Source organism: Clostridioides sp. ES-S-0049-02 (assembly GCF_020658465.1).
Lineage (GTDB): Bacteria > Bacillota > Clostridia > Peptostreptococcales > Peptostreptococcaceae > Clostridioides.
Map to the genome: position 1 here is coordinate 17,675 of NZ_JACVWG010000015.1, position 23,590 is coordinate 41,264.

Below are 23,590 nucleotides of genomic sequence, written 5' to 3' on the forward strand. Positions count from 1 at the left end.
AGGGAAAAAATGAGATTCATTCATACATCAGATTGGCATTTAGGGAAATACCTAGAAGGCCACTCTAGAATTGAAGAGCAGGCAAAATTTTGTGAGGACTTCATACAAATAGTAGAATCAAATGAAGTTGATATGGTAATAATTGCTGGTGATATATATGATAATTCTAATCCACCAGCTCAAGCAGAAAAACTGTTTTATAGAACTGTTTCAAGACTTGCTAATAATGGACAAAGATGTGTAATAATAATTTCTGGGAATCATGATAATCCAGAGAGACTTTCTGCAATAACACCTTTAGCACATGAACAGGGTATACTTATATTTGGTTATCCATCAAGTTCTACAGAAAGAGCTAAGTATGAAAAGTTTGAAATAATAGAGGCTGTACAAGGATGCACAACACTAAATATAAATGGAGAAAGTATTGTAATTGCTACATTACCTTATCCAAGTGAAAAAAGATTAAATGAGGTTTTTTCAAGTGAAGATGATTTGGAAAAGCAAAAGACTTACTCTGAAAAAGTAGGTGATATATTTAGAAGTTTAGGAGAAAATTTTAGAAGCGATACTATAAATATAGCAGTATCACATATATTTGTAATAGGTGGAGAGAGTACAGAATCAGAGAGACCAATACAACTAGGGGGAAGCTTTCTGGTTGAAAAAAAAGACTTACCAGAAAAAGCTCAATATACTGCATTAGGACATTTGCACAAACAACAAAAAGCTTCTGAACGTTTAAATGCATATTATTCTGGTTCTCCGCTTCAATACAGCAAAGATGAAAGAGCATATACTAAAGGTGCGTATATAGTGGATATAAAAGCAGGAGAAAAACCAAATATCGAGGAAATTTATTTTAATAATTACAAGCCAATAGAAGTATTTAAATGTAATGGTATAGATGAAGCTTTAGATATATGTGAGAAAAATCAAGGTAGAGATATTTGGTCATACTTTGAAATAAATACTGATGAGATAATATCTCAAAGTGAAATTAAAAAAATGAAAGAATTATTAAAAGACATAATAGAGATAAAACCGATAATAACATCTTGTTATGAACAAGAAAGTGTAGATATAAAAGAAAAGTCTATGGCAGAATTATTCAAAGAATTTTATTCCTTTAGTAGAGGAGTAGAACCAAAAGGAGAACTTATGGATTTATTTCTAGATATAATAAGTGAAGAAGGTGAATCAACAGATGAGACCAATTAGATTAGAACTGACTGGACTTAATAGTTATATTGATAAACAAGTTATAGACTTTGAAAAGCTAATTGAAAGAGGTTTGTTTGGAATATTTGGGACTACTGGAAGTGGGAAATCTACAATTTTAGATGCCATAACCATTGCTATGTATGGAAATATATCTAGAAATACAAAAGAATATATAAACAGTGTATGTGACAAAGCAATTATATCATATGAATTTGAGATAGGAAGCAAAAATACAAGAAGAAGATACATTGTAGATAGAACTATTGTAAGAAGTAAAACAGGAACAAAAACTTCTGGCGCTAGATTAGTAGAGGTGTTAAATGATAATACAAAAAATGTTTTGGCTGATAAAGTTGTTGAAGTAAATGAAAAAGTGGCTCAAGTTGTAGGACTAACATCAAACGATTTTACGAGGTCAGTAGTTTTACCACAAGACAAATTCAATGAGTTTTTGAGATTATCACGTGCAGATAGAAGAGACATGTTAGAGAGAATTTTCAATCTTGAAAAGTATGGAAGAAGTCTTGGAGATAAGGTAAAAAAGAGAAAAAATTTACATTTGCAAAAGTTAAAAGACTTGAAATCAAAATTAAGTCAATACGATGGAATTACAGAAGAAGTGTATAATAATATCAATCAAGAACTAATAGAGTTAAAAAAACTAGAAAAAGATAAAAATAAAACTTTAGATTTAGCTCAAAAATCTTATGAAGAGAGTAAAGTAATATATGAGGAACAATTGAAACTAGAGAAAAATGAACTTAGAAAAAATGAACTTAATCTAAAAAGCAATGAGATAAAAGAAAAAACTAATCTTGTAGAAAATGATAATAATGCAAGAAGAGTGGACCCATATATAGGCACAGTTCAAAATTTAGAAAAAAGAATAAAAGAGGACAGTTTCACAGTAGATAATTTAGATAAAAAATTAGTAATTTTAAATCAAGAACTTGAAGTTACAAAGCATAGATATGAAAAAATAAGTCGAATTAAAAATGAAGAAGTTCCTAAGTTAAGTGAGGAAAAAATAAAGTTACAACAAGCAATAAAACTAGAAGAAGAATTAGTTTTACTAGATAAGGAATTAAAAGAATTAAAAGAAAATGGCCTTGATTTAAGTAAAAACAAAATGGAATTAGAAAAACTAAAAAAAGATTCTGAATCTAGAAAAGAAGCAGTTATTAAGTCTGTAAAAGAAGTTGAAGGAAAAATAGATAAAGTAAATATAAGTGCAGAATTAAAACAAAAAATATTTTTAGCATATGAATATGAGAAAGATTATAATAAAGTACTAGAAGAGAAAACTCAAAAAATAAATAAGCTAGGAGAAATATCTAAGGATACAGAAGATATAAATTTAAAAGTTAGATATATTGATAGAGATAAAAATGATATCAACCATAACCTAGAAAGTTTGTCTCTTCATTTAGATGTTCTTCTTAAGAAATGTCCTGGTAAAAGTGAAGATTTGCTTTTAAAATCTGAATATGTAACTGAATTAAGAAATAAGGCAAATAATACCAAAGAAAATGAAAGTAAGAAAAATAATATACAAGATGAATTAAAGGTAGTTTTAGAAAAGAAATTTAATATTGAGAGAGAGCTAAGTCTAGTAAATGAAAAGCTTGAGAATAATAGAAAAAATAGAGAAGACCTTGAGAAAGAGTTGGAAGAACTGAAATACTTGAATTTGGCTTCTGAACTTAGACGTGAATTAAAAGAAAATGTGCCATGCCCAGTTTGTGCTTCAAAGCACCATGAAAATCATAATATAACTAATTATGATGAAAATATAGTTTTTGTCAAAGACAAATTGGATAAATTGGAAAAAGAAAAAGTAAGCATAAGACACAATATTGAAGAATTAAATTCTAAAGTAAGTGGTTATGTGTCTGTAGAAAAAATGAAAACTAAAGAATTGGAAGATGTAAAAGGAAAGCTTGGGGAAATTCCATCAAGTCAATTATTTAAAAGACTTGATGATGAACAAAGAAAATTAGCTGTACTTAAGTCTAATATTCAAGAGTGGGAAAAAGAGAAGGAAAGCACCGAAAATAAAATAACATTGGCAAAAGAAGAAAAAAATAGAATTGAAAAAGAAGAATTAAAGATAAATGAAAGTCTGAATAACTATAAGAAATTAATAAAAGACTTAAATATCGAAATTGAAAACCTGGAACATAAATGTAAGAAATTAAAACAAGAGTATTTAGGATTAAAAACAATTACTAAAGTTTCAAATCTATCATCAAAAGTAGAAGAAATAAGAGAAAATGAAAAAAAATTAGAATTATTAAATACTGGATATTCAAACTTATTAAAAAACAGAGATTTATTAGATATTAAAATAAGAGAACAAGAAAGTAAGTTACATGAAATAGAATTAGAGTTAATAAAAGCTAGAGAGTTATATGTAGAAAAAAAAGTGCATAGAGACAGTAAGTATAAAGAAGTAATTAACATAACAAAAGGTGATTTAGCTGAAAATCTTTTACATAGTGTTGAAGAACGTATATGCAAGATACTAGAACAAGAAGAGTCTAGTAAAGTAAAGCTAGAAGAACAAAGGTCAGAATATGAAAAAAATCTTGCTGAAAAGCACAATATAGATGGAAGACTTAAAACTGCTAAAGAACAATATAAAGAACAAAAAATAATATTAAATAAACTGCTAGCAGAAAATAAGTTTGAAAGTATATACGCAGTAAAAAGAGCGTTATTAGAAAGTGAAGAAGTAAAAAAATTGATTGAAGAAATATTAGAATATGAAGAAGAACAAAAGTTATTATCATTTAAAATAAAATCATCAAAAGAAAAATTAAATGGAAGAATTATTAAAAAAGAATACTTTGAACAATTAAAAGATAATATTTATAATATGAAAGTAGAAATAGGAAATATATCCAAAGACATTGGAGCTAATCAAAATAGGTTGCTAACATTAAAAGATTCTTTAGATAAGATAAATGATTTTAATAAGGAACTTAGATTGGTTGAACATAAAGTAGATTTGTTAGAAGAATTAGATAAATGTATACAAGGAAATAAATTTGTAGAATATGTCTCTACAAATCAACTAAAGTATATAGCTTTAGAAGCATCAAAAAGACTAGAAGGAATAACTAAAGGAAGATATGCACTTGAAATTGACTCAACACTCAATTTTGTAATGAGAGATAATTTTAATGGAGGAGAAAGAAGAAGTATTGATACTCTATCTGGAGGAGAGACATTTTTAACTTCACTATCATTAGCACTTGCTCTTTCATCTCAAATACAATTAAAAGGAAGTGCACCGCTTGAATTCTTCTTCTTAGATGAAGGATTTGGTTCATTGGACAGTGAACTTTTGGAGATTGTTATAGAATCATTGGAAAGATTGCATAGTAATAATCTAAGTGTGGGTATAATAAGTCATGTCGAAGAACTTAAAAATAGGGTTCCTGTTAAGTTATTGGTTTCATCAAGTGAAGCTGGTGTAGGTTCAAAAGTAAAAATTGAATACAGTTAGAAACAATATGTTAATTGAATATATTATCTAACATTTCCAAAAAATATATAATTGTGATATAATTAAAACTAATATTAAATTTATTTATAATTAATGTCAATATAAAAAAACAAGTAAGTAGGAGTGTGGTAAGTGTTGGAATCGCCCAATAGTTTGGTCCAGATTATAATTTTAGTAGTATTACTTATGGGGTCTGCATTTTTCTCAGCATCAGAGACAGCTTTAATGTCTTTAAGTAAAATCAGAATAAGATATATGCAAGATGAAGGAGTCAAAGGAGCTAAGTTAGTAAGTTCATTAATAGAAAGCCCAAATAAACTTTTAAGTTCTATATTAGTTGGAAATAATGTTGTAAATATAGCAGCAACATCCATATCAACGTCACTGTTTATAGGGTTGATGGGAGAAAAAGGAGTAGCAATTGCTACAGCTGTTATGACAGTACTAGTGTTAATATTTGGTGAAATTACTCCAAAGACTATAGCAGCAAGTAACTCAGAAAAGGTTTCTCTTTTGGTATCTAAGCCTATAAGAGTAATTATATTTGTATTAAGACCAGTAGTATGGGTATTTAATATAATTACGAATGTTATATTTAAATTGTTTGGTATAACACATAAAGGAGCCAAGTCATTTATAACTGAAGAGGAATTAAAAACTATGGTAAATGTAAGCCATGAAGAAGGCGTCCTTGAAATGGAAGAAAGAGAAATCATAAATAATGTATTTGAATTTGGAGATATGCAAGCTAAAAATGCAATGATACAGAGAATAGATATGGTAGCTATAGATATGGAAGATAGTTACGATGAAATCATACAAGTATTTAAAGAAGAAAAACTAAGTAGAATGCCTGTATATGAAGAAACTGTAGATGATATTATAGGAATACTTAATATAAAAGATATTATATTTTTATCAGATGAGGAAATAGAGTCATTTGATATTAAAAATTATATGAGAGAACCATTTTTCACATATGAGTTTAAAAAGATAACACAGCTTCTTGAAGAGATGAAACTTGAAAAAAGTCAAATGGCTATAGTCGTAGATGAATATGGTGGGACATCTGGGCTTTTGACTATAGAAGATTTAGTAGAAGTAATTGTTGGTGATATAGAAGATGAATATGATGAAGAAGAAGATGAAATACAAGTTATAAAAGAAGATGAGTATATTGTAGATGGAAGTACTAAAATTGGTGATGTCAATGAACTTATAGGTGTAAACTTAGAATCTGAAGAATTTGATTCTATAGGTGGGTTTATAATTGGACATTTAAGCAGACTGCCAGAAGAAAATGAAGTAATTGAAGTTGATAATATAAGATTTTGTATAGAAAGTATAGAAAAAAACAGAATAAAAAAAATAAGAATATATACATGATGTAATAATGTTCTTAAATTTATTATAAGTGCATTGAATGTAGAATTTAAATTCTATATTTAATGCACTTATTTTTATTTTATATTCAAATAAAACTAGTATTAAATGGACAAAATAGAAATATAAATTAGAAGGAAGGAGATTTTTAAGATGAATATATTAGAAAATGATTTTTTATACAAATTAAAAAATAACACTATCTTTTTTTGTATATACACATTGTTGTTTATTTTTATTTATAAAGCGTTTCCATACATAGCTCCATTTTTTTTAGGTGGAATAATAGCTCTTATGATTAATCCTATATCCCAAAAATTAGAAAATAAGTTTAGCATCAATAAGGGTGTATCTACATTAGTTTTGAGTTTTCTTGCAGTAGCAGTAGTAAGTACAGTTACTACAATAATAGCAATAAATTCAGTGAAAGAATTAATGAGATTCCTAAATAATATATCTGCTAACCCTGAAGATATAAGCAATACAATTATGTATTTTTTAAATAAAGTAAATAACTATATGAAATCATTTCAAGAAATAGCTAACTTTGATATAGAACAATTAGTAAGTAAGTTTAGTAATGAAGTAATGCATATTACAAAAAATCTCCTTACAAGTATAATTGGACTGGCTACTTCTATTCCATATATTATAATATTTATAATTACTTTGTTTATTGCTACATATTTTATAGCAAAAGATTTAGATAAAATTGAAAATAATTTTTATAATATGTTTACTAGTGATGTAAGAAAAAAGGTAAAGAATGTAAAGAAGGAAGCAGGTCTTTCTCTTGTAGGGTATATAAGAGCTTATACAATACTTATGGCTATAACTTTTTTTACTATATGGGGAAGTTTTGCTATATTTGGATTGAAATATGGTCTTATAGTAGCTTTTGTAGGAGCTTTAATGGACTTAATTCCATTTTTAGGAATAATAACAATATACCTTCCAATAATCGTGTACTATTTTCTTATAAAAAATTATTTTATAGCTGTAAGTATGACTATAATATTTTTTGTTTTGTCTCTGATAAGAGAAATACTTGAACCTAAATTAGTATCAGTAAATGTTGGGTTAAATCCATTAGCAACACTGGCTGCAATTTTTATTGGAATTCAGGTAAAGGGAATAATAGGAGTAATTTTTTGTTTGGGTTTGGTATGTATGCATGATATACTTAAGAAGGTGGATATCTTTTAACTATAAATAATTAATATATTTTTGTAGTAAAATTTTATTCACTAATAAATAAAAATTCCATTAATATTGTAAGAAAGAAGGTATATGCATGAAGCAAAAAGTAGTAGAAAGATTTTTAAAGTATGTATCATTTGATACAACATCGAATTCTCAATGTGAAAATTGTCCATCTTCAGAAGGTCAAAGAGTTTTAGCTGAATATATAGTTGAAGAGTTAAAATCAATTGGTATTGATGAAGTAAGTTTAGATGAAAACAGTTATGTAATGGCTACTTTAAAAGGAAATGTTGAAGGTGTAGATACTATAGGGTTTATATCACACTTGGATACAATTGAAGATATAAGTGGAAAAGATATTAAACCAAGAATAATAAAAAATTATGATGGAAAAGATATAGTTTTAAATGAAGAATTAAATGTTGTTACCTATATAAAAGATTCTCCAGAATTAGTAGAATTTAAAGGAGATGATTTAATAGTTACTGATGGAACAACTTTGCTTGGTTCTGATGATAAAGCTGGAATAGCCGAAATAGTAACTGCAATAGAATACTTAATCAATCATCCTGAAATTAAGCATGGAGATATAAAAATAGGATTTACACCTGATGAGGAAATTGGAAGAGGTGCAAATCTATTTGATGTTAAAAAATTTGGAGCAAAATATGCATATACTTTAGACGGAGGAGTAGTTGGAGAACTTGAATGTGAAAACTTCAATGCAGCAAATGCAACTATTACTATACATGGTAGAAACGTTCATCCAGGTTCAGCTAAGAATAAAATGGTCAATGCTATACATATAGCAGCTGAAATATCAGAAATGTTCCCAGCGGATGAAAGACCAGAAACAACAGAAGGTTATGAAGGCTTTTGGCATCTAAATACTATAAATGGAAATGTTGAAACTGTAAGCATGGCTTATATTATTAGAGACCATTGTAGAGAAAAATTTGAACAAAGAAAATCTATATTGATAGAAAATATAGAAAAAATAAATAAGAAATATGATAATAGAGTGGAACTAGACTTAAAAGATTCTTATTATAATATGAAAGAAAAGATTGAGCCAGTTATGTTCATCGTTGATATAGCCAAAGAGGCAATGGAAGAAGTAGGCATAAAGCCACGTTTAGTTCCTGTAAGAGGTGGTACTGATGGTGCAAGACTATCATTTGAAGGACTACCTTGTCCAAATATATTTACGGGAGGATTAAACTTCCATGGTAAAAATGAATGTATTCCAGTTAGTTCTATGGAGAAAGCTACTAAATTAATTATAAGAATAGCTGAAAAATATGCTGAAAGAGTTTAGTTAAAAAGTATTCAAAAATTAAGAGTTTAAAGTTATAATAGCTATATCATTCTTTATGAAACAAATGGATTATAAGTTTGTTTTGTATTTAAGATGATGTAGCTATTTTATAATTATCTTGATAAAAGGTAATTATATTTACTTTGGGGTATAAATAAGTATTGCAGAGTGTCTATAAGTATTAATATTTTAAATAAGGGGGAATTATATTGAAAATTAAATCTAAAAAAATAATGGTATTTGCACTTGTATTAGGGCTTGTAATGCCTAGCTGTGTATATGCAGATACAACTAGCAAGAATCAAAATTCGCAGGAAAATATGAATAGCTATATTCAAAACAGAAAATCTCCAAAGGGAGAAAAGTTAATTGGGGAAGATAGATTTGATACAGCTATAAAAATATCTCAAAGTGGATGGAATAATGGCTCAGAGAGGGTTTTTCTAGTAAATTCAAATTCATTACCAGATGCACTAGCTTCAACTCCTTTGGCAAGCAAATTGGATGCTCCAATACTACTTACTAATAAAAATAATGTACCAGAAAATGTAGCAGATGAGATAACAAGACTTAATCCTGAAGAAATTATTTTAATTGGAAGTGAAGGAGCAATTTCATCAAATGTAAAAAAATATCTTGAAGATACAGGTGTTTTAGTAAGCAGAATTGGAGGAGCAGATAGAGAAGAAACTTCTTTGCTTCTTACTAAACAATTGGATGATACAGGAGATTTAGGCGTTTCAAAAATAGCAGTAGTTAATGGCTATAATGGTCTAGCAGATGCAACTTCTATATCAAGTCCAGCTGCAAGTGATAATATGGCTATAATATATGCAAGTAAAGATAGTATACGAAGTGAGGCTAAAAGTTTTATAACACAAAATTCAAATGAGACATACATAATAGGTGGAGAATATAATATAAGCAAAAAACTTGAGGGACAACTAGTAAATTCAGAAAGACTAGCTGGAACAGATAGAAAAGACACAAATGCTAAAGTTTTAGAAAAATTTTATGGAAAATTAAGTAAGGTTAGTAATATGTATTTTGCAAAGGATGGAAGTGGTAGAGAAGCTGATTTAGTTGATGGGCTTGCTGCTGGAGTATTGGCAGCAAAAACAAAATCGCCTGTCATTCTTGCAAGTGGAAGTTTAAGTAATGGGCAACAAAGTTTTATAAAGAAAGTAAAAGCAAATAAGTTTGTACAAGTTGGTGGAGGAAAAAATAGTAATCCTTATACAGAAGCATTAGGATTACAGTAGTTTTATCAATTAGCAATATTATATAATAGAGACAAGTAAACTAAGTTATGTTTAATTAGAAGTTTGAATTAATGTATTTGAAATTCTAATTAAGTTGCAAATAGCCTAGTTTACTTGTTTTTGTGCAAATATACACTTTATAATATTGTAGGTTATACAGATGAAGTTATTTAAAACATAATTAGTAGAAATTTTGTGATACTTTACAATATCGTATGTTGTTATACAGTTTTCTGATGATATAGAATAGAAAAGACACTTTAGTGTAAAGTGTCTTTTTATAATATATTTTACTTTTGTAATTAAATTTACTCTATATGTTTTAAGTATTAGCCTTTAACGTTTTTAATACATTCTTATGGAATACTACATTTAGTTAATATTGATTATATTTCCAGTATTAATATCGATTAAATTGATATCAAGTTCAAGTTCATCTTCATCATCAGTTTTTATAATATCTATAATTGCTACAGAATGGCTTCCATCTTTGGGGATAGAAGTACTTCCAGGGTTTATAACTATTAAATTGTCATCCATATATAGTTTCTTTACATGAGTATGTCCTAAAACTAATATGTCAGCACCCATTTTCTTTGATTTATCAATAATTTCTTCTTCTGTTTCTGTATAACCATGATTTAATATAATCCTAATTTCTCCAAATTGGCTCATGACATAAGGACTTTGAATAGGATGTTCTATTACCATCTGGTCGACATCTGCATCACAGTTACCTTTAACAATTATAATATTTTCTAATTTGTTTAATACTTCAATAAATTTTTTAGGGTTATATCCTTCTGGAATATCATTTCTAGGACCATGATATAATACATCTCCTCCATGTAAAAGAATATCACAATCAGATAATACATTTAATGCTTTTTCAAAGTAAAGTAAACTACCATGAGTATCACTCATTATTCCTATTTTCATATTAAAATCCTCCTAAGTGCAGTCTATAAAAATTTTTCAGATACTCTATGCCAAAATTCGTAATTTGACATCCTAAGTAATTTTATTTTTGCATCAGACATGCTAACTTTTATATTTTCAATTTGTCTAAATCTGTGTTCAACACCATCAACAACAATCAATAATGAATCTTCAAATCTGTATTCTGGTGCAATTTTTATAACAGATTCATTTGAACATATTATACTTGATGTAAAACATCTATATGCATTAGTGTTTATTGGATGTAAAGGTGTAATCTGCATAAGTTCAAGTTTTATATCAACAATACTACCACCAGCAGAATAGTTGTAGGCGGTTGAACCTGTGGAAGTAGAAATAATCATACCATCTCCACTAAAATTTTGTATATGTTTATCATCAAGGCTTAGATTAAGATGTATAGTTCTAGACTTGTCTCCTCTTATAACAACTTCATTTACAGCAAGCATGTTAGAGCCGCTAGTAGTTGTATATACTTCAGCATTAAGAAGTGACATTTCTTGAATAATATAATCCTTTTTTATATAAGCTTCAATAAAGCTATCAATCTTATCTGGTAAAATATCAGGAAAAAATCCCAGATGTCCCGTATTTATACCCATTATGGGAATTTCAGGAAAATCGAAATCTCTAACTGTTCTTAAAAAAGAGCCATCACCGCCAATTGATATAATAAGTTCTGTATCTGGATAAATATCTGAATACACCTCAAAGCCAGCGTTGACAAGTTTTCTAGTTAAGAGTTCTTTAGTCTCAAGGGACTTATTTAATTGGTTTGCATTTATAGTTATAATTCTTTTCATATATTCACCTCTTCATACTTTGTATTATAACATAGTTTTATAACTCTTAATTTATAAATTTATAAATGACCTAGCTTGTTGTGAATGTGTTAAAATATGTATAGGGGGTATAAAAAATTACATAAGAGGTGAAGACGTGTTTAAGGTAAAAAATATCACAAAAAAATTAGGTAAATTTAAATTAAATAATATAAACTTGGAATTAAAAGAAGGAGAGATTATTGGAGTTATAGGACCAAATGGTTCTGGAAAGACAACTTTAATAAAAATTATAATGGGGATTATTGATGCTGATGAAGGTGAAATTGAACTTTGTAATGAAACAATTGACAACTCTCCAGTAAGTTTTAAAAACAATATTGGTTTTGTATATGATTCTTTACAATTTTATCCGCATTTGAAGGTGAAAGAGTTTAGAAGAATAGTATCTTTATTTTATAGTAATTTTGATAGAGAAAGATTTGATGAATATCTTGAAAAATTTGAAATAGAAGAAAATATACATATTAAGAATTTATCCAAAGGACAATCTGAGAAGCTTATGTTAGCAAATGCACTTAGCCATAATGCAAAACTACTTATTTTGGATGAACCAACCGCTGGAATAGACCCAATTGTAAGAAAAGAAATAATGCAGTATCTAAAAGATTTTGTGAAAAATGGGAGTAGTAGTGTAATAATTTCAACTCACAATACTGATAATTTAATTAGGATTGCGGATTATCTTATTTTTGTAAATAAAGGAAATCAAATTTTTACAATAAAGAAAGATATGATAGAGCAGGAATATAAAATAATTAGGGCAAATAAAGCAGAATTAGACGAAATTAAAGAAAATATAGTGGGTGTAAAAGAGTATAAATATTATAGTGAAGCACTACTAAAAGTTGGAGATAGCTTAAAAGTAAAAAGCTTATTGATAGAAATTGATAAACATAAAGTTAAAAATCCTACTATAGAAGAACTAATGTATTATTATGTAAATGAGGTGAAATAATGTTCAATTTGATAAGAAAAGATTTAATAGTAGGAGTTAGTTCAGATGGGATTCGTAATTTGAAGTACATATTGCTATTTTTTATTTTTTATTTTTTCCTTAATTCAATTTCGTATTATACTGTAAGTGTTGTCATAAGTTATTTGATTTTTGTAAATACATTTGAATGTGATTATGAAAGTGATTCAAGAATATTTATAAGAAGTATGCCAGTTAGTATTGAAGATATAGTGTATTCAAAGTATTTATTAGGTGTGGGATTAATAATTTTTATAACAACAATTGCATCTTTAATAAGTAAATTGACATCATTAGTGTTTTTTAGAAGCATGGTTTTAAATGATGTGTTCTTTTCTATAAATATATTTTTAGCAATTTTATCAATAGTACTTCCTTTATTTTTTAAATTTGGATATGGCAAAATGAAAATTTGTGGATTAATAATAAGTATTTTAGTTTATTTTGTATATGGGAGTATTTTAAGAATGGTTAGTATGATAGTATATCAAGTAAAGCATGTTAATTATAGTAAGGTAGGAGGCGTATACCTTTCAAATTATATTACTGATATGACTAATACTAGATATATAAATCTATATAGTATTACATTTTTGACTATAATGATTTTTATAATATCTATGTATTTTTCTATTAAGATTTCAAAAAAAAATAAGTTTAATTATAAAAGTTTTTAATTAATATTATAGCGTAAAATATAAGGAGATTAGAAATGAATAAGTTTATAAAAGTTTCAATTTTTATTTTGGGAGTTTTTACACTATTCATAGCTATAAATAAATTAGCATATAGAGATATGGTAAGTGTCAAAGATTATGAAATAAATCATTTAGAGGAAATTGTTTTTGATTTTGATAGCAGAAGAAGCGAAGAAATTGGTACTGTTATAAGATTCAAAATAAGTAATAATAGTAAATACAGATATAGGTTAAACAGTGCAAAAATGAGATTTGAGAATTGTATTGAGAGTAAAAAAGGAGAGAATAAATGCTCTTATTATGTAAATATAGATTTGTTTAATGAAAAAAATTCTATAACTGAAAAAACCTTAAACTATGGGATAAAGTCGAATAATCAAGGTTATGTCGATTTTGTGATTCCAAAGGGGTTAAACTTTGACTACAGGTATTTTAATGACTCTGGTATGAGTGTAGAATATAAGGGCGAATTTACTGTGGAAATGCCTATCGCAAAAGGTTTATATCTAGTAGTTAGAAAAAATAATGATGTATGGAATTCCAATGTTATGGAGTAATTTGAAAAAATTGAAAAATAAAGTTATTGCATATATAATTAAAATAGTATGAAATTTATAAATATTCAGGTTAGGAGGGTGTTCAATGTCAATAAGCAATGTAAAAGAGTATTTTAAAGAATTTGGAAGGGAAGATAGCATACTAGAGTTTGAACAATCTAGTGCTACTGTAGAACTTGCGGCAGAAGCAGCAGGAGTTATTCCAGCTAGAATCGCTAAGACTCTTTCATTTAAAATAGGAGAGGATGCAATTTTAATTGTTACAGCTGGAGATGCTAAGATTGATAATAAAAAATACAAGGATGAGTTTAGTTGTAAAGCTAAAATGTTAGCACCAGAAGAAGTTCTAAATTTTACTGGACATGCTATTGGTGGTGTTTGTCCATTTGGTTTAAAAAATCCTTTAAAAGTATATCTAGATGATTCAATGAAGAGATTTGATACAGTATTTCCTGCATGTGGTAGCAGTAATTCAGCAATAGAACTTACATGTGATGAAATGGAGAAATTTTCTAAGTGTGAGAAATGGGTAGATGTTTGTAAAAATTGGTAAAAAATATAGTGAAAATTAGTAAAAAAATATCCCTGTATACAGTCTGTGTGGGGATATTTTTATGTGGAAAATATTTATAAATCTAAGAGAAAAATCTAATTTAAACTAATAATCCAAAAAAAAGTTAAAAAATTCTGATTTTTCTTCAAAATAATAAAAAAATGACAAAAAAATGGAAAAAATGTAGTAAATATTGTTAAAAAAATAATTAGAAATTATTGAAAAATTATCCTTTGAGTGATACTATTATAAATGTAAGATATTTAAAAAACAAAAATAATCACGAAAAAATATGATTATTTAGCTCTATTAAAATAATTTTGATATGATAGAAAAAATTTATATATGGGTTGAAATACTAATATACATAACATTTACTATTGATATACCCTAGAATGAACATCATAAACAAATTATTTTATCTATAACCATTGTGAGAGAAGTCTTATTCTAGCTTGAAATTTCACAAAATTCCAAAAAGCGAGATTTTTTTTAAGAACAGTTGACTTTAAATTAACAATTTATAATTAAATTAATGTCATAATCGGTTAATATAATTGCATATAAATATAGGGCGGACTTTAATTAAGGTTATAAATTTCTCGACGTATACTCAAATACTTTATTATAGATGTTGCCGAGATTTTAATTAATAAATGAAAATAAAATATTTATAAAATACTGAGGAGGCTATTATGGATTTAAATTCTAAAAAATATCAGATGCTTAAAGAGTTATATGTAAGCTTCGCTGAAAATGAAGTTAAACCTTTAGCAACAGAGCTTGATGAAGAAGAAAGATTTCCTTATGAAACAGTGGAAAAAATGGCAAAGGCAGGAATGATGGGTATACCGTATCCAAAAGAGTATGGTGGAGAAGGTGGAGACACTGTAGGTTATATAATGGCTGTTGAAGAATTGTCTAGAGTTTGTGGAACTACAGGAGTTATATTATCAGCTCATACATCTCTTGGTTCATGGCCTATATATCAATATGGTAATGAAGAACAAAAACAAAAATTCTTAAGACCATTAGCAAGTGGTGAAAAATTAGGAGCATTTGGTCTTACTGAACCTAATGCTGGTACAGATGCGTCTGGACAACAAACTACTGCTGTTTTAGATGGAGATGAATACATACTTAATGGCTCAAAAATATTTATAACAAATGCAATAGCTGGTGACATATATGTAGTAATGGCAATGACTGATAAATCTAAAGGTAATAGAGGAATTTCAGCATTTATAGTTGAAAAAGGAACTCCTGGATTTAGCTTTGGTGTTAAAGAAAAGAAAATGGGTATAAGAGGTTCAGCTACTAGTGAATTAATATTTGAAGATTGTAGAATACCTAAAGAAAATTTACTTGGAAAAGAAGGCCAAGGATTTAAGATAGCAATGTCTACTCTTGATGGTGGTAGAATTGGTATTGCAGCACAAGCTTTAGGTTTAGCACAAGGTGCTCTTGATGAAACAGTTAAATATGTAAAAGAAAGAGTACAGTTTGGTAGACCACTATCAAAATTCCAAAATACACAATTCCAATTAGCTGATATGGAAGTTAGAATACAAGCGGCTAGACATCTTGTATATCAAGCAGCTATAAATAAAGACTTAGGAAAACCTTATGGAGTAGAAGCAGCAATGGCAAAATTATTTGCAGCAGAAACAGCTATGGAAGTTACTACAAAAGCTGTACAACTTCATGGTGGATATGGATACACTCGTGATTATCCAGTAGAAAGAATGATGAGAGATGCTAAGATAACTGAAATATATGAAGGAACTAGTGAAGTTCAAAGAATGGTTATTTCAGGAAAATTATTAAAATAGAGATATTAAAATATACACAATAGGTCGATATTAAAATAGATATGGAGGAAGGATTTATGAAGATAGTCGTTTGTATAAAACAAGTTCCAGATACAACAGAAGTTAAACTAGATCCTAATACAGGTACTTTAATTAGAGATGGAGTACCAAGTATAATAAACCCTGATGATAAAGCAGGTTTAGAAGAAGCGATAAGATTAAAAGAAGAAATGGGAGCTCATGTAACTGTAATAACAATGGGACCTCCTCAAGCAGATATGGCTTTAAAAGAAGCTTTAGCAATGGGTGCAGATAGAGGAATATTATTAACAGATAGAGCCTTTGCAGGTGCTGATACTTGGGCAACTTCATCAGCATTAGCAGGAGCATTAAAAAATATAGATTTTGATATTATAATAGCTGGAAGACAGGCTATAGATGGTGATACTGCACAAGTTGGACCTCAAATAGCTGAACATTTAAAACTTCCATCAATAACATATGCTGAAGAAATAAAAACTGAAGGCGAATATGTTTTAGTAAAAAGACAATTTGAAGATTGTTGTCATGACTTAAAAGTTAAAATGCCATGCCTTATAACAACTCTTAAAGATATGAACACACCAAGATACATGAAGGTTGGAAGAATATATGATTCTTTTGAAAATGATGTAGTAGAAACTTGGACTGTAAAAGATATAGAAGTTGACCCTTCTAACTTAGGTCTAAAAGGTTCTCCAACTAGCGTATTTAAATCATTTACGAAATCAGTTAAACCAGCTGGTACAATATACAACGAAGATGCAAAAGCATCAGCTGGAATTATTATAGATAAATTAAAAGAAAAATATATCATATAATTAAGGGGGGATAAAGAATGGGTAATGTTTTAGTAGTAATAGAACAAAGAGAAAATGTAATTCAAACTGTTTCTTTAGAATTATTAGGAAAGGCAACAGAAATAGCCAAAGATTATGATACAAAAGTTTCTGCATTACTTTTAGGTAGTAAGGTAGAAGATTTAATAGATACATTAGCACATTATGGAGCTGATGAAGTAATAGTAGTAGATGATGAAGCTTTAGCAGTGTATACAACTGAACCATATACAAAGGCTGCATATGAAGCAATAAAAGCAGCGGACCCAATAGTTGTATTATTTGGAGCAACTTCAATAGGTAGAGATTTAGCACCTAGAGTATCTGCTAGAGTACATACAGGACTTACTGCTGACTGTACAGGACTTGCAGTAGCTGAAGATACAAAATTATTATTAATGACAAGACCTGCTTTTGGTGGAAATATAATGGCAACAATAGTTTGTAAAGATTTCAGACCTCAAATGTCTACAGTTAGACCAGGCGTTATGAAGAAAAATGAAGTTGATGAAACTAGAGAAGCTGTAATTAATCGTTTTAAAGTAGAATTTACTGAGGCTGACAAATTAGTTCAAGTTGTAGAAATAATAAAAGAAGCTAAAAAACAAGTTAAAATAGAAGATGCTAAAATATTAGTTTCTGCTGGACGTGGAATGGGCGGAAAAGAAAATTTAGATATACTTTATGAATTAGCTGAAGTTATAGGTGGAGAAGTTTCTGGTTCTCGTGCAACTATAGATGCAGGATGGTTAGATAAAGCAAGACAAGTTGGTCAAACTGGTAAAACTGTAAGACCAGACCTTTATATAGCATGTGGTATATCTGGAGCAATACAACATATAGCTGGTATGGAAGATGCTGAGTTTATAGTTGCTATAAACAAAAATCCAGAAGCTCCAATATTTAAATATGCTGATGTTGGTATAGTTGGAGATGTTCACAAAGTACTTCCAGAACTTATAAGTCAATTAAGTGTTGCAAAAGAAAAAGGTGAAGTTTTAGCTAACTAATTTCTTGGGGAGGGTATTATGAGTACAAGCGATGTTAAAGTTTATGAGAATATAGCTGTTGAAGTAAATGAAAATATATGTACAGTGAAAATGAATAGACCTAAAGCCCTTAATGCAATAAATTCAAAAACTTTAGAAGAACTTTATGAAGTATTTGCTGATATTAATAATGATGAAACTATTGATGTAGTAATACTGACAGGGGAAGGAAAAGCATTTGTAGCTGGAGCAGATATTGCATATATGAAAGATTTAGATGCCGTAGCTGCTAAAGATTTTAGTCTTCTAGGAGCTAAAGCTTTTAGAGAAATAGAAGATAGTAAAAAAGTAATAATAGCAGCTGTAAATGGATTTGCTTTAGGTGGAGGATGCGAACTAGCAATGGCTTGTGATATAAGAATTGCATCTGCTAAAGCTAAATTTGGGCAACCAGAAGTAACCCTTGGAATAACTCCAGGGTATGGAGGAACTCAAAGACTTACAAGACTGGTTGGACTGGCAAAAGCAAAAGAATTAATCTTTACAGGTCAAGTTATAAAAGCTGATGAAGCTGAAAAAATAGGGCTAGTAAATAAAGTTGTCGAGCCAGAAGCTTTAATGGAAGAAGTTGAAAAACTAGCTAAAACAATAGCTAAAAATGCTCAACTTGCAGTTAGATACTCTAAAGAAGCTATACAACTTGGTGCTCAAACTGATATAGATACTGGAATAGATATAGAATCTAATTTCTTTGGACTTTGTTTTTCAACTAAAGACCAAAAAGAAGGAATGTCAGCTTTTATTGAAAAAAGAGAAGCTAACTTTATAAAAGGATAAACAAATCTAATTAAAAATATATTTGCTGTTAACTAGATTGAATAAATACTTTAATCTAGTTAACAGAATATAAATACTAAAATAACAGGAGGTTATAACTATGAAATTAGCTGTAATAGGTAGTGGAACTATGGGAAGTGGTATTGTACAAACTTTTGCAAGTTGTGGTCATGATGTATGTTTAAAGAGTAGAACTCAAGGTGCTATAGATAAATGTTTAGGCTTATTAGATAAAAATTTAACTAAATTGGTTACTAAAGGAAAAATGGACGAAACTACAAAAGCAGAAATATTAAGTCATGTTAGTTCAACTACTAACTATGAAGATTTGAAAGACATGGACTTAATAATAGAAGCATCTGTAGAAGATATGAACATAAAGAAAGATGTTTTTAAATTATTAGATGAGTTATGTAAAGACGATACTATTTTAGCAACAAATACTTCATCATTATCTATAACAGAAATAGCTTCTTCTACTAATAGAGCAGATAAAGTTATAGGAATGCATTTTTTCAATCCAGTTCCTATGATGAAATTAGTTGAAGTTATAAGCGGTCAATTAACATCAAAAGTTACTTTTGATACAGTATTTGAATTATCTAAGAGTATCAATAAAGTACCAGTAGATGTATCTGAATCTCCTGGATTTGTAGTAAACAGAATACTTATACCTATGATAAATGAAGCTGTTGGTATATATGCAGATGGCGTTGCAAGTAAAGAAGAAATAGATGAAGCTATGAAACTAGGTGCAAACCATCCAATGGGACCTTTGGCATTAGGTGATTTAATAGGATTAGATGTTGTTTTAGCTATAATGAACGTTTTATACACTGAATTTGGAGACACTAAATATAGACCTCATCCACTTTTAGCTAAAATGGTTAGAGCTAATCAATTAGGAAGAAAAACTAAAATAGGATTCTATGATTATAATAAATAAGAACTGAAATCTAAAAAATTTAACTGATATTGTCTAAAAAAAAACAATCTCAAAAATCTGATAAAAATCTAATTTAATGGGGGTAATGAATATGAGAGAAGTAGTAATTGCCAGTGCAGCTAGAACAGCAGTAGGAAGTTTTGGAGGAGCATTTAAATCAGTTTCAGCAGTAGACTTAGGTATAACAGCAGCTAAAGAAGCTATAAAAAGAGCTAATATAACTCCAGATATGATAGATGAATCACTTTTAGGAGGAGTACTTACAGCAGGTCTTGGTCAAAATATAGCAAGACAAATAGCATTAGGTGCAGGAATACCAGTAGAAAAACCAGCTATGACTATAAATATAGTTTGTGGTTCTGGATTAAGATCTGTTTCAATGGCATCTCAACTTATAGCATTAGGGGACGCTGATATAATGCTAGTTGGTGGAGCTGAAAACATGAGTATGTCTCCTTATTTAGTACCAAGTGCTAGATATGGTGCAAGAATGGGTGATACTGCTTTTGTTGATTCAATGATAAAAGATGGATTATCAGACATATTCAATAACTATCACATGGGTATAACTGCTGAAAATATAGCAGAGCAATGGAATATAACTAGAGAAGAACAAGATGAATTAGCCCTTGCAAGTCAAAATAAAGCTGAAAAAGCTCAAGCTGAAGGAAAATTTGACGAAGAAATAGTTCCAGTGGTTATAAAAGGAAGAAAAGGTGACACTGTAGTAGACAAAGATGAGTATATTAAACCTGGTACTACAATAGAAAAACTTGCTAAATTAAGACCTGCATTTAAAAAAGATGGAACAGTTACTGCTGGTAATGCATCAGGAATCAATGATGGTGCTGCTATGTTAGTAGTAATGGCTAAAGAAAAAGCTGAAGAATTAGGAATAGAACCTCTTGCAACTATAGTTTCTTATGGAACAGCTGGTGTTGACCCTACAATAATGGGTTATGGACCAGTTCCAGCAACTAAAAAAGCTTTAGAAGCTGCTAATATGACTATTGAAGATATAGATTTAGTTGAAGCTAATGAAGCATTTGCTGCTCAATCTATAGCCGTAGTAAAAGATTTAAACATAGATATGGCTAAAGTTAATGTTAACGGTGGAGCAATAGCTATAGGACATCCAATAGGATGCTCAGGAGCAAGAATACTTACTACACTTTTATATGAAATGAAGAGAAGAGATGCTAAAACTGGTTTAGCTACACTTTGTATAGGTGGTGGAATGGGAACTACTTTAATAGTTAAAAGATAGTTTTAGATTATAATTTTTAAAAATTAAACATTTAACCATGAACTTAACCTGTAAGAGTAACTATTTGTTATTCTTACAGGTTTTTATGGTTAAAAAATAATTATTATCTATTAAACAAAAATAGTGTAAAATATATAATATCATGGTTTTGAAGATATAAAAGAAAGTAGGTAAAAGTTTGTTTAAAAAAGAAAATCAAAAATATAATCTTATATCCTATACAAATGAAGAAGAAATGACTCTAAAAGAAGTTTTGCTGGACAAGCTAAATTTTTCGGTTAGGTCACTATCAAAAATGAAAAGAGAAAAAAGTGTATTAGTAAATGGTGTATATAAAAAGCCAAGTTTAAAAGTGTCTCGTGGGGATTTAATAGAGGTAAAAATAGAAGAAGAAAAAGCAAATTTTGAGCCACAAGATTTAAATTTACAAATAATATATGATGATTTTGATATAATTATGGTAAATAAGCCACCATTTATGGTAGTTCATCCAACTAAAAGTCACTATGATAATACAATAGCAAATGGTATTAGTTATTATATAGAGAAGCATAAAGAAAATGTAAAAATACGATTTGTAAATAGACTTGATATGAACACTTCAGGACTTGTTATAGTAGCAAAAAATGCTTATGCACACCATACTTTGTCTATATCAATGAGTGAAAACAAAGTTGAAAAAACATATATAACAGTAGTGAATGGGATTATAGATGAAGATGAGGGAACTATAAATGAACCAATTTATAGACCTGAAGAGGATTCAATAAAGAGAGTAATAGATGAAAGAGGGCAAGCATCTGTTACTCATTATAAAGTAGTAGAAAGATTAAAAAATGCAACTGTACTAGAAGTAAAGCTAGAAACTGGTAGAACACATCAAATAAGGGTTCATATGGCTCATATAGGTCATGGAATAATAGGTGATGAGTTATATGGTTATATAGATGGAAATCTTATAAATAGGCAAGCTCTTCATGCATATAGCTTAGAGTTTGAACAACCAAGAACAAAAGAAATTTTAAAATTTAAAACAGATATACCAAAGGATATGCAAGAGTTAATATCGAAATTAAGATAGATGGGGTGATATATATGATAATACATAAATTTATAATACATGTTTTGGATAAGAATAGTGATGTTCCAATATTAAATGATTTTGAAGGTAAAGTTAATCAAGAAGTAGATGGATTTTTTCAAAAAGCAATAAAGAGAATTTCAAAGGATGAAGATTTAAGAAAAGGGATTTTTAAAGATTATAATGACAATTTAATTAAAAATTGTTGTGAACAAATAATATATGATGAAAGTTCATTTTTAAAAAACTCTAAAGAAATAGCATCTTATCTGTTTGATGTTATGAAGATTAATGCAGCATTAGAATCTTGTGATTTGGCAATTTGCTTGTATACTGTAAAAGATGAAAAGAGTGTTGCTATATTGAAATTAGATTATAAAAAATTGTATACTCATTCAATTGAGTTTGTAGATGATAAATTTAATATTCAAATGGTATCAAATGAAATTGGTATTCCAGAGACTTTAAGACAAAAACAAGGAGCTTTAATTGGATTAAGTGGAATGAATGATGAGTTTCATCTAAGACTCTTAGACAAAGATGCAGAAAAAGAGGGTTCAGAATCAAAGTTTGTAACAGAATTTTTGCATGCTAAAAAAATAGATGATGATAAGTATAAGACAAAAGTATTTAAAAATACAGCCGAAAATTGGATAACTAATGCTCTTAGTAATGATATAAAACAAGCAGAAGATGTAAGAAGTATATTAAATTATACATTAAAAGAAAAACATGAAATTGATATAAATGATTTTGTTGATAATTCAATTAAGGATGAAGAATTAAAAGGTAGTTTTAAAGAGCATATGGAAGAAAAAGGTCTTGATGAAGGTTTTAGCATAGATAAAAAATGGGTTGAGAAAAAGCTCAAAAAGAGAAGTATAAAAACTGATAATGGCTTTGATATAAAAGGGAACCTAACTGATTTTGAAGACCCAATGAAATATACTGTAAAGCAAAATCAAGATGGAACTATAGATATAGTAATAAAGAATGTAACATTTTATGAAGAAAAGTAATCTTAATTTGAGTAATTTATAGGATTGGATATAAATTAAGTTAGAAGAAATGTATAGTTAATATAGTTATAAATAAAATGTAGATTAGTCTGTGTAAACTTCTAATAGAAATATTAAGTAGAAGTAGACACAGACTATTTATATTTGTAGGGTAATGTAAAATAATTTGTGCTTCAAGGTTAATAAAAATCTTCTTTATGGCAATGATTTAAATATAATCAAATGTCGTAAAGGAGATTTTTTATGAATACTTTAAGAAAACAATTAGTCAAAGA

20 protein-coding genes are annotated in these 23,590 nt (G+C 28.4%); 18 read left to right on the forward strand and 2 right to left on the reverse strand.

What is annotated here, in order from left to right; genetic code table 11:
* The first annotated feature begins 9 nt into the window (after positions 1-9).
* From IC213_RS18195 to IC213_RS18220, 6 genes are all read left to right on the forward strand, one after another.
* Positions 10-1,221, forward strand: coding sequence for an exonuclease SbcCD subunit D (locus IC213_RS18195; protein ID WP_227434005.1), 1,212 nt, complete (start codon positions 10-12; stop codon positions 1,219-1,221).
* Positions 1,208-4,735, forward strand: coding sequence for an AAA family ATPase (locus tag IC213_RS18200; protein ID WP_227863366.1), 3,528 nt, complete (start codon positions 1,208-1,210; stop codon positions 4,733-4,735). The genes IC213_RS18195 and IC213_RS18200 overlap by 14 nt, the downstream gene beginning before the upstream one ends.
* Positions 4,736-4,867: 132 nt before the next feature.
* Complete coding sequence (locus IC213_RS18205; protein WP_227482158.1) at positions 4,868-6,121, forward strand: HlyC/CorC family transporter; 1,254 nt, start codon at positions 4,868-4,870, stop codon at positions 6,119-6,121.
* Positions 6,122-6,271: 150 nt separating this feature from the next.
* Entirely contained in the window at positions 6,272-7,324 is a 1,053-nt protein-coding gene (ytvI, locus tag IC213_RS18210) for a sporulation integral membrane protein YtvI (protein ID WP_227434008.1), read from the forward strand.
* Positions 7,325-7,412: 88 nt separating this feature from the next.
* Positions 7,413-8,639: a peptidase T gene (gene pepT, locus IC213_RS18215; protein WP_227434009.1), complete on the forward strand. Its 1,227-nt coding sequence runs from the start codon at positions 7,413-7,415 to the stop codon at positions 8,637-8,639.
* 209 nt (positions 8,640-8,848) lie between these two features.
* A complete protein-coding gene (locus IC213_RS18220; protein ID WP_227482159.1) occupies positions 8,849-9,901 on the forward strand; it encodes a cell wall-binding repeat-containing protein in 1,053 nt (350 codons plus the stop codon).
* 372 nt (positions 9,902-10,273) lie between these two features.
* Here the strand turns inward: IC213_RS18220 and yfcE are convergent, their stop codons facing one another.
* Both yfcE and IC213_RS18230 read right to left on the reverse strand, forming a co-directional pair.
* Positions 10,274-10,840 carry a phosphodiesterase gene (gene yfcE, locus IC213_RS18225; RefSeq protein ID WP_227434011.1) on the reverse strand — a complete coding sequence of 189 codons (567 nt, stop codon included), beginning with the start codon at positions 10,838-10,840 and terminating at the stop codon, positions 10,274-10,276.
* Between the two features lie 23 nt (positions 10,841-10,863).
* A complete protein-coding gene (locus tag IC213_RS18230; protein WP_227434012.1) occupies positions 10,864-11,664 on the reverse strand; it encodes an NAD(+)/NADH kinase in 801 nt (266 codons plus the stop codon).
* 136 nt (positions 11,665-11,800) lie between these two features.
* Between IC213_RS18230 and IC213_RS18235 the strand changes: the two genes are divergently transcribed.
* From IC213_RS18235 to IC213_RS18290, 12 genes are all read left to right on the forward strand, one after another.
* A complete protein-coding gene (locus IC213_RS18235; protein WP_227434013.1) occupies positions 11,801-12,661 on the forward strand; it encodes an ABC transporter ATP-binding protein in 861 nt (286 codons plus the stop codon).
* The gene (locus IC213_RS18240) at positions 12,661-13,356 is read left to right on the forward strand and encodes an ABC-2 transporter permease (protein WP_227434014.1); all 696 of its coding nucleotides are present in this window, start codon (positions 12,661-12,663) and stop codon (positions 13,354-13,356) included. Before IC213_RS18235 ends, IC213_RS18240 begins: the two co-directional genes overlap by 1 nt.
* Before the next feature lie 35 nt (positions 13,357-13,391).
* Complete coding sequence (locus IC213_RS18245; RefSeq protein WP_227434015.1) at positions 13,392-13,934, forward strand: hypothetical protein; 543 nt, start codon at positions 13,392-13,394, stop codon at positions 13,932-13,934.
* Positions 13,935-14,019: 85 nt separating this feature from the next.
* Entirely contained in the window at positions 14,020-14,487 is a 468-nt protein-coding gene (locus IC213_RS18250; protein WP_227863367.1) for a YbaK/EbsC family protein, read from the forward strand.
* 695 nt (positions 14,488-15,182) lie between these two features.
* On the forward strand, positions 15,183-16,319 hold the full coding sequence (locus tag IC213_RS18255) for an acyl-CoA dehydrogenase (RefSeq protein ID WP_227434017.1): 1,137 nt from the start codon (positions 15,183-15,185) through the stop codon (positions 16,317-16,319).
* Between the two features lie 56 nt (positions 16,320-16,375).
* Complete coding sequence (locus tag IC213_RS18260) at positions 16,376-17,158, forward strand: electron transfer flavoprotein subunit beta/FixA family protein (protein WP_227434018.1); 783 nt, start codon at positions 16,376-16,378, stop codon at positions 17,156-17,158.
* A gap of 17 nt (positions 17,159-17,175) precedes the next feature.
* The gene (locus tag IC213_RS18265; protein ID WP_227434019.1) at positions 17,176-18,186 is read left to right on the forward strand and encodes an electron transfer flavoprotein subunit alpha/FixB family protein; all 1,011 of its coding nucleotides are present in this window, start codon (positions 17,176-17,178) and stop codon (positions 18,184-18,186) included.
* 18 nt (positions 18,187-18,204) lie between these two features.
* Complete coding sequence (locus tag IC213_RS18270; RefSeq protein WP_227434020.1) at positions 18,205-19,002, forward strand: enoyl-CoA hydratase-related protein; 798 nt, start codon at positions 18,205-18,207, stop codon at positions 19,000-19,002.
* A gap of 100 nt (positions 19,003-19,102) precedes the next feature.
* On the forward strand, positions 19,103-19,948 hold the full coding sequence (locus tag IC213_RS18275) for a 3-hydroxybutyryl-CoA dehydrogenase (RefSeq protein WP_227863368.1): 846 nt from the start codon (positions 19,103-19,105) through the stop codon (positions 19,946-19,948).
* A 91-nt stretch (positions 19,949-20,039) separates the two neighbouring features.
* Positions 20,040-21,215 (forward strand): acetyl-CoA C-acetyltransferase, encoded by a 1,176-nt coding sequence (locus IC213_RS18280; RefSeq protein WP_227434022.1) that lies wholly within the window; start codon positions 20,040-20,042, stop codon positions 21,213-21,215.
* 178 nt (positions 21,216-21,393) lie between these two features.
* Positions 21,394-22,296, forward strand: coding sequence for an RluA family pseudouridine synthase (locus tag IC213_RS18285; RefSeq protein ID WP_227434023.1), 903 nt, complete (start codon positions 21,394-21,396; stop codon positions 22,294-22,296).
* Between the two features lie 14 nt (positions 22,297-22,310).
* On the forward strand, positions 22,311-23,315 hold the full coding sequence (locus tag IC213_RS18290; protein WP_227434024.1) for a nucleoid-associated protein: 1,005 nt from the start codon (positions 22,311-22,313) through the stop codon (positions 23,313-23,315).
* Positions 23,316-23,590 lie beyond the last annotated feature (275 nt).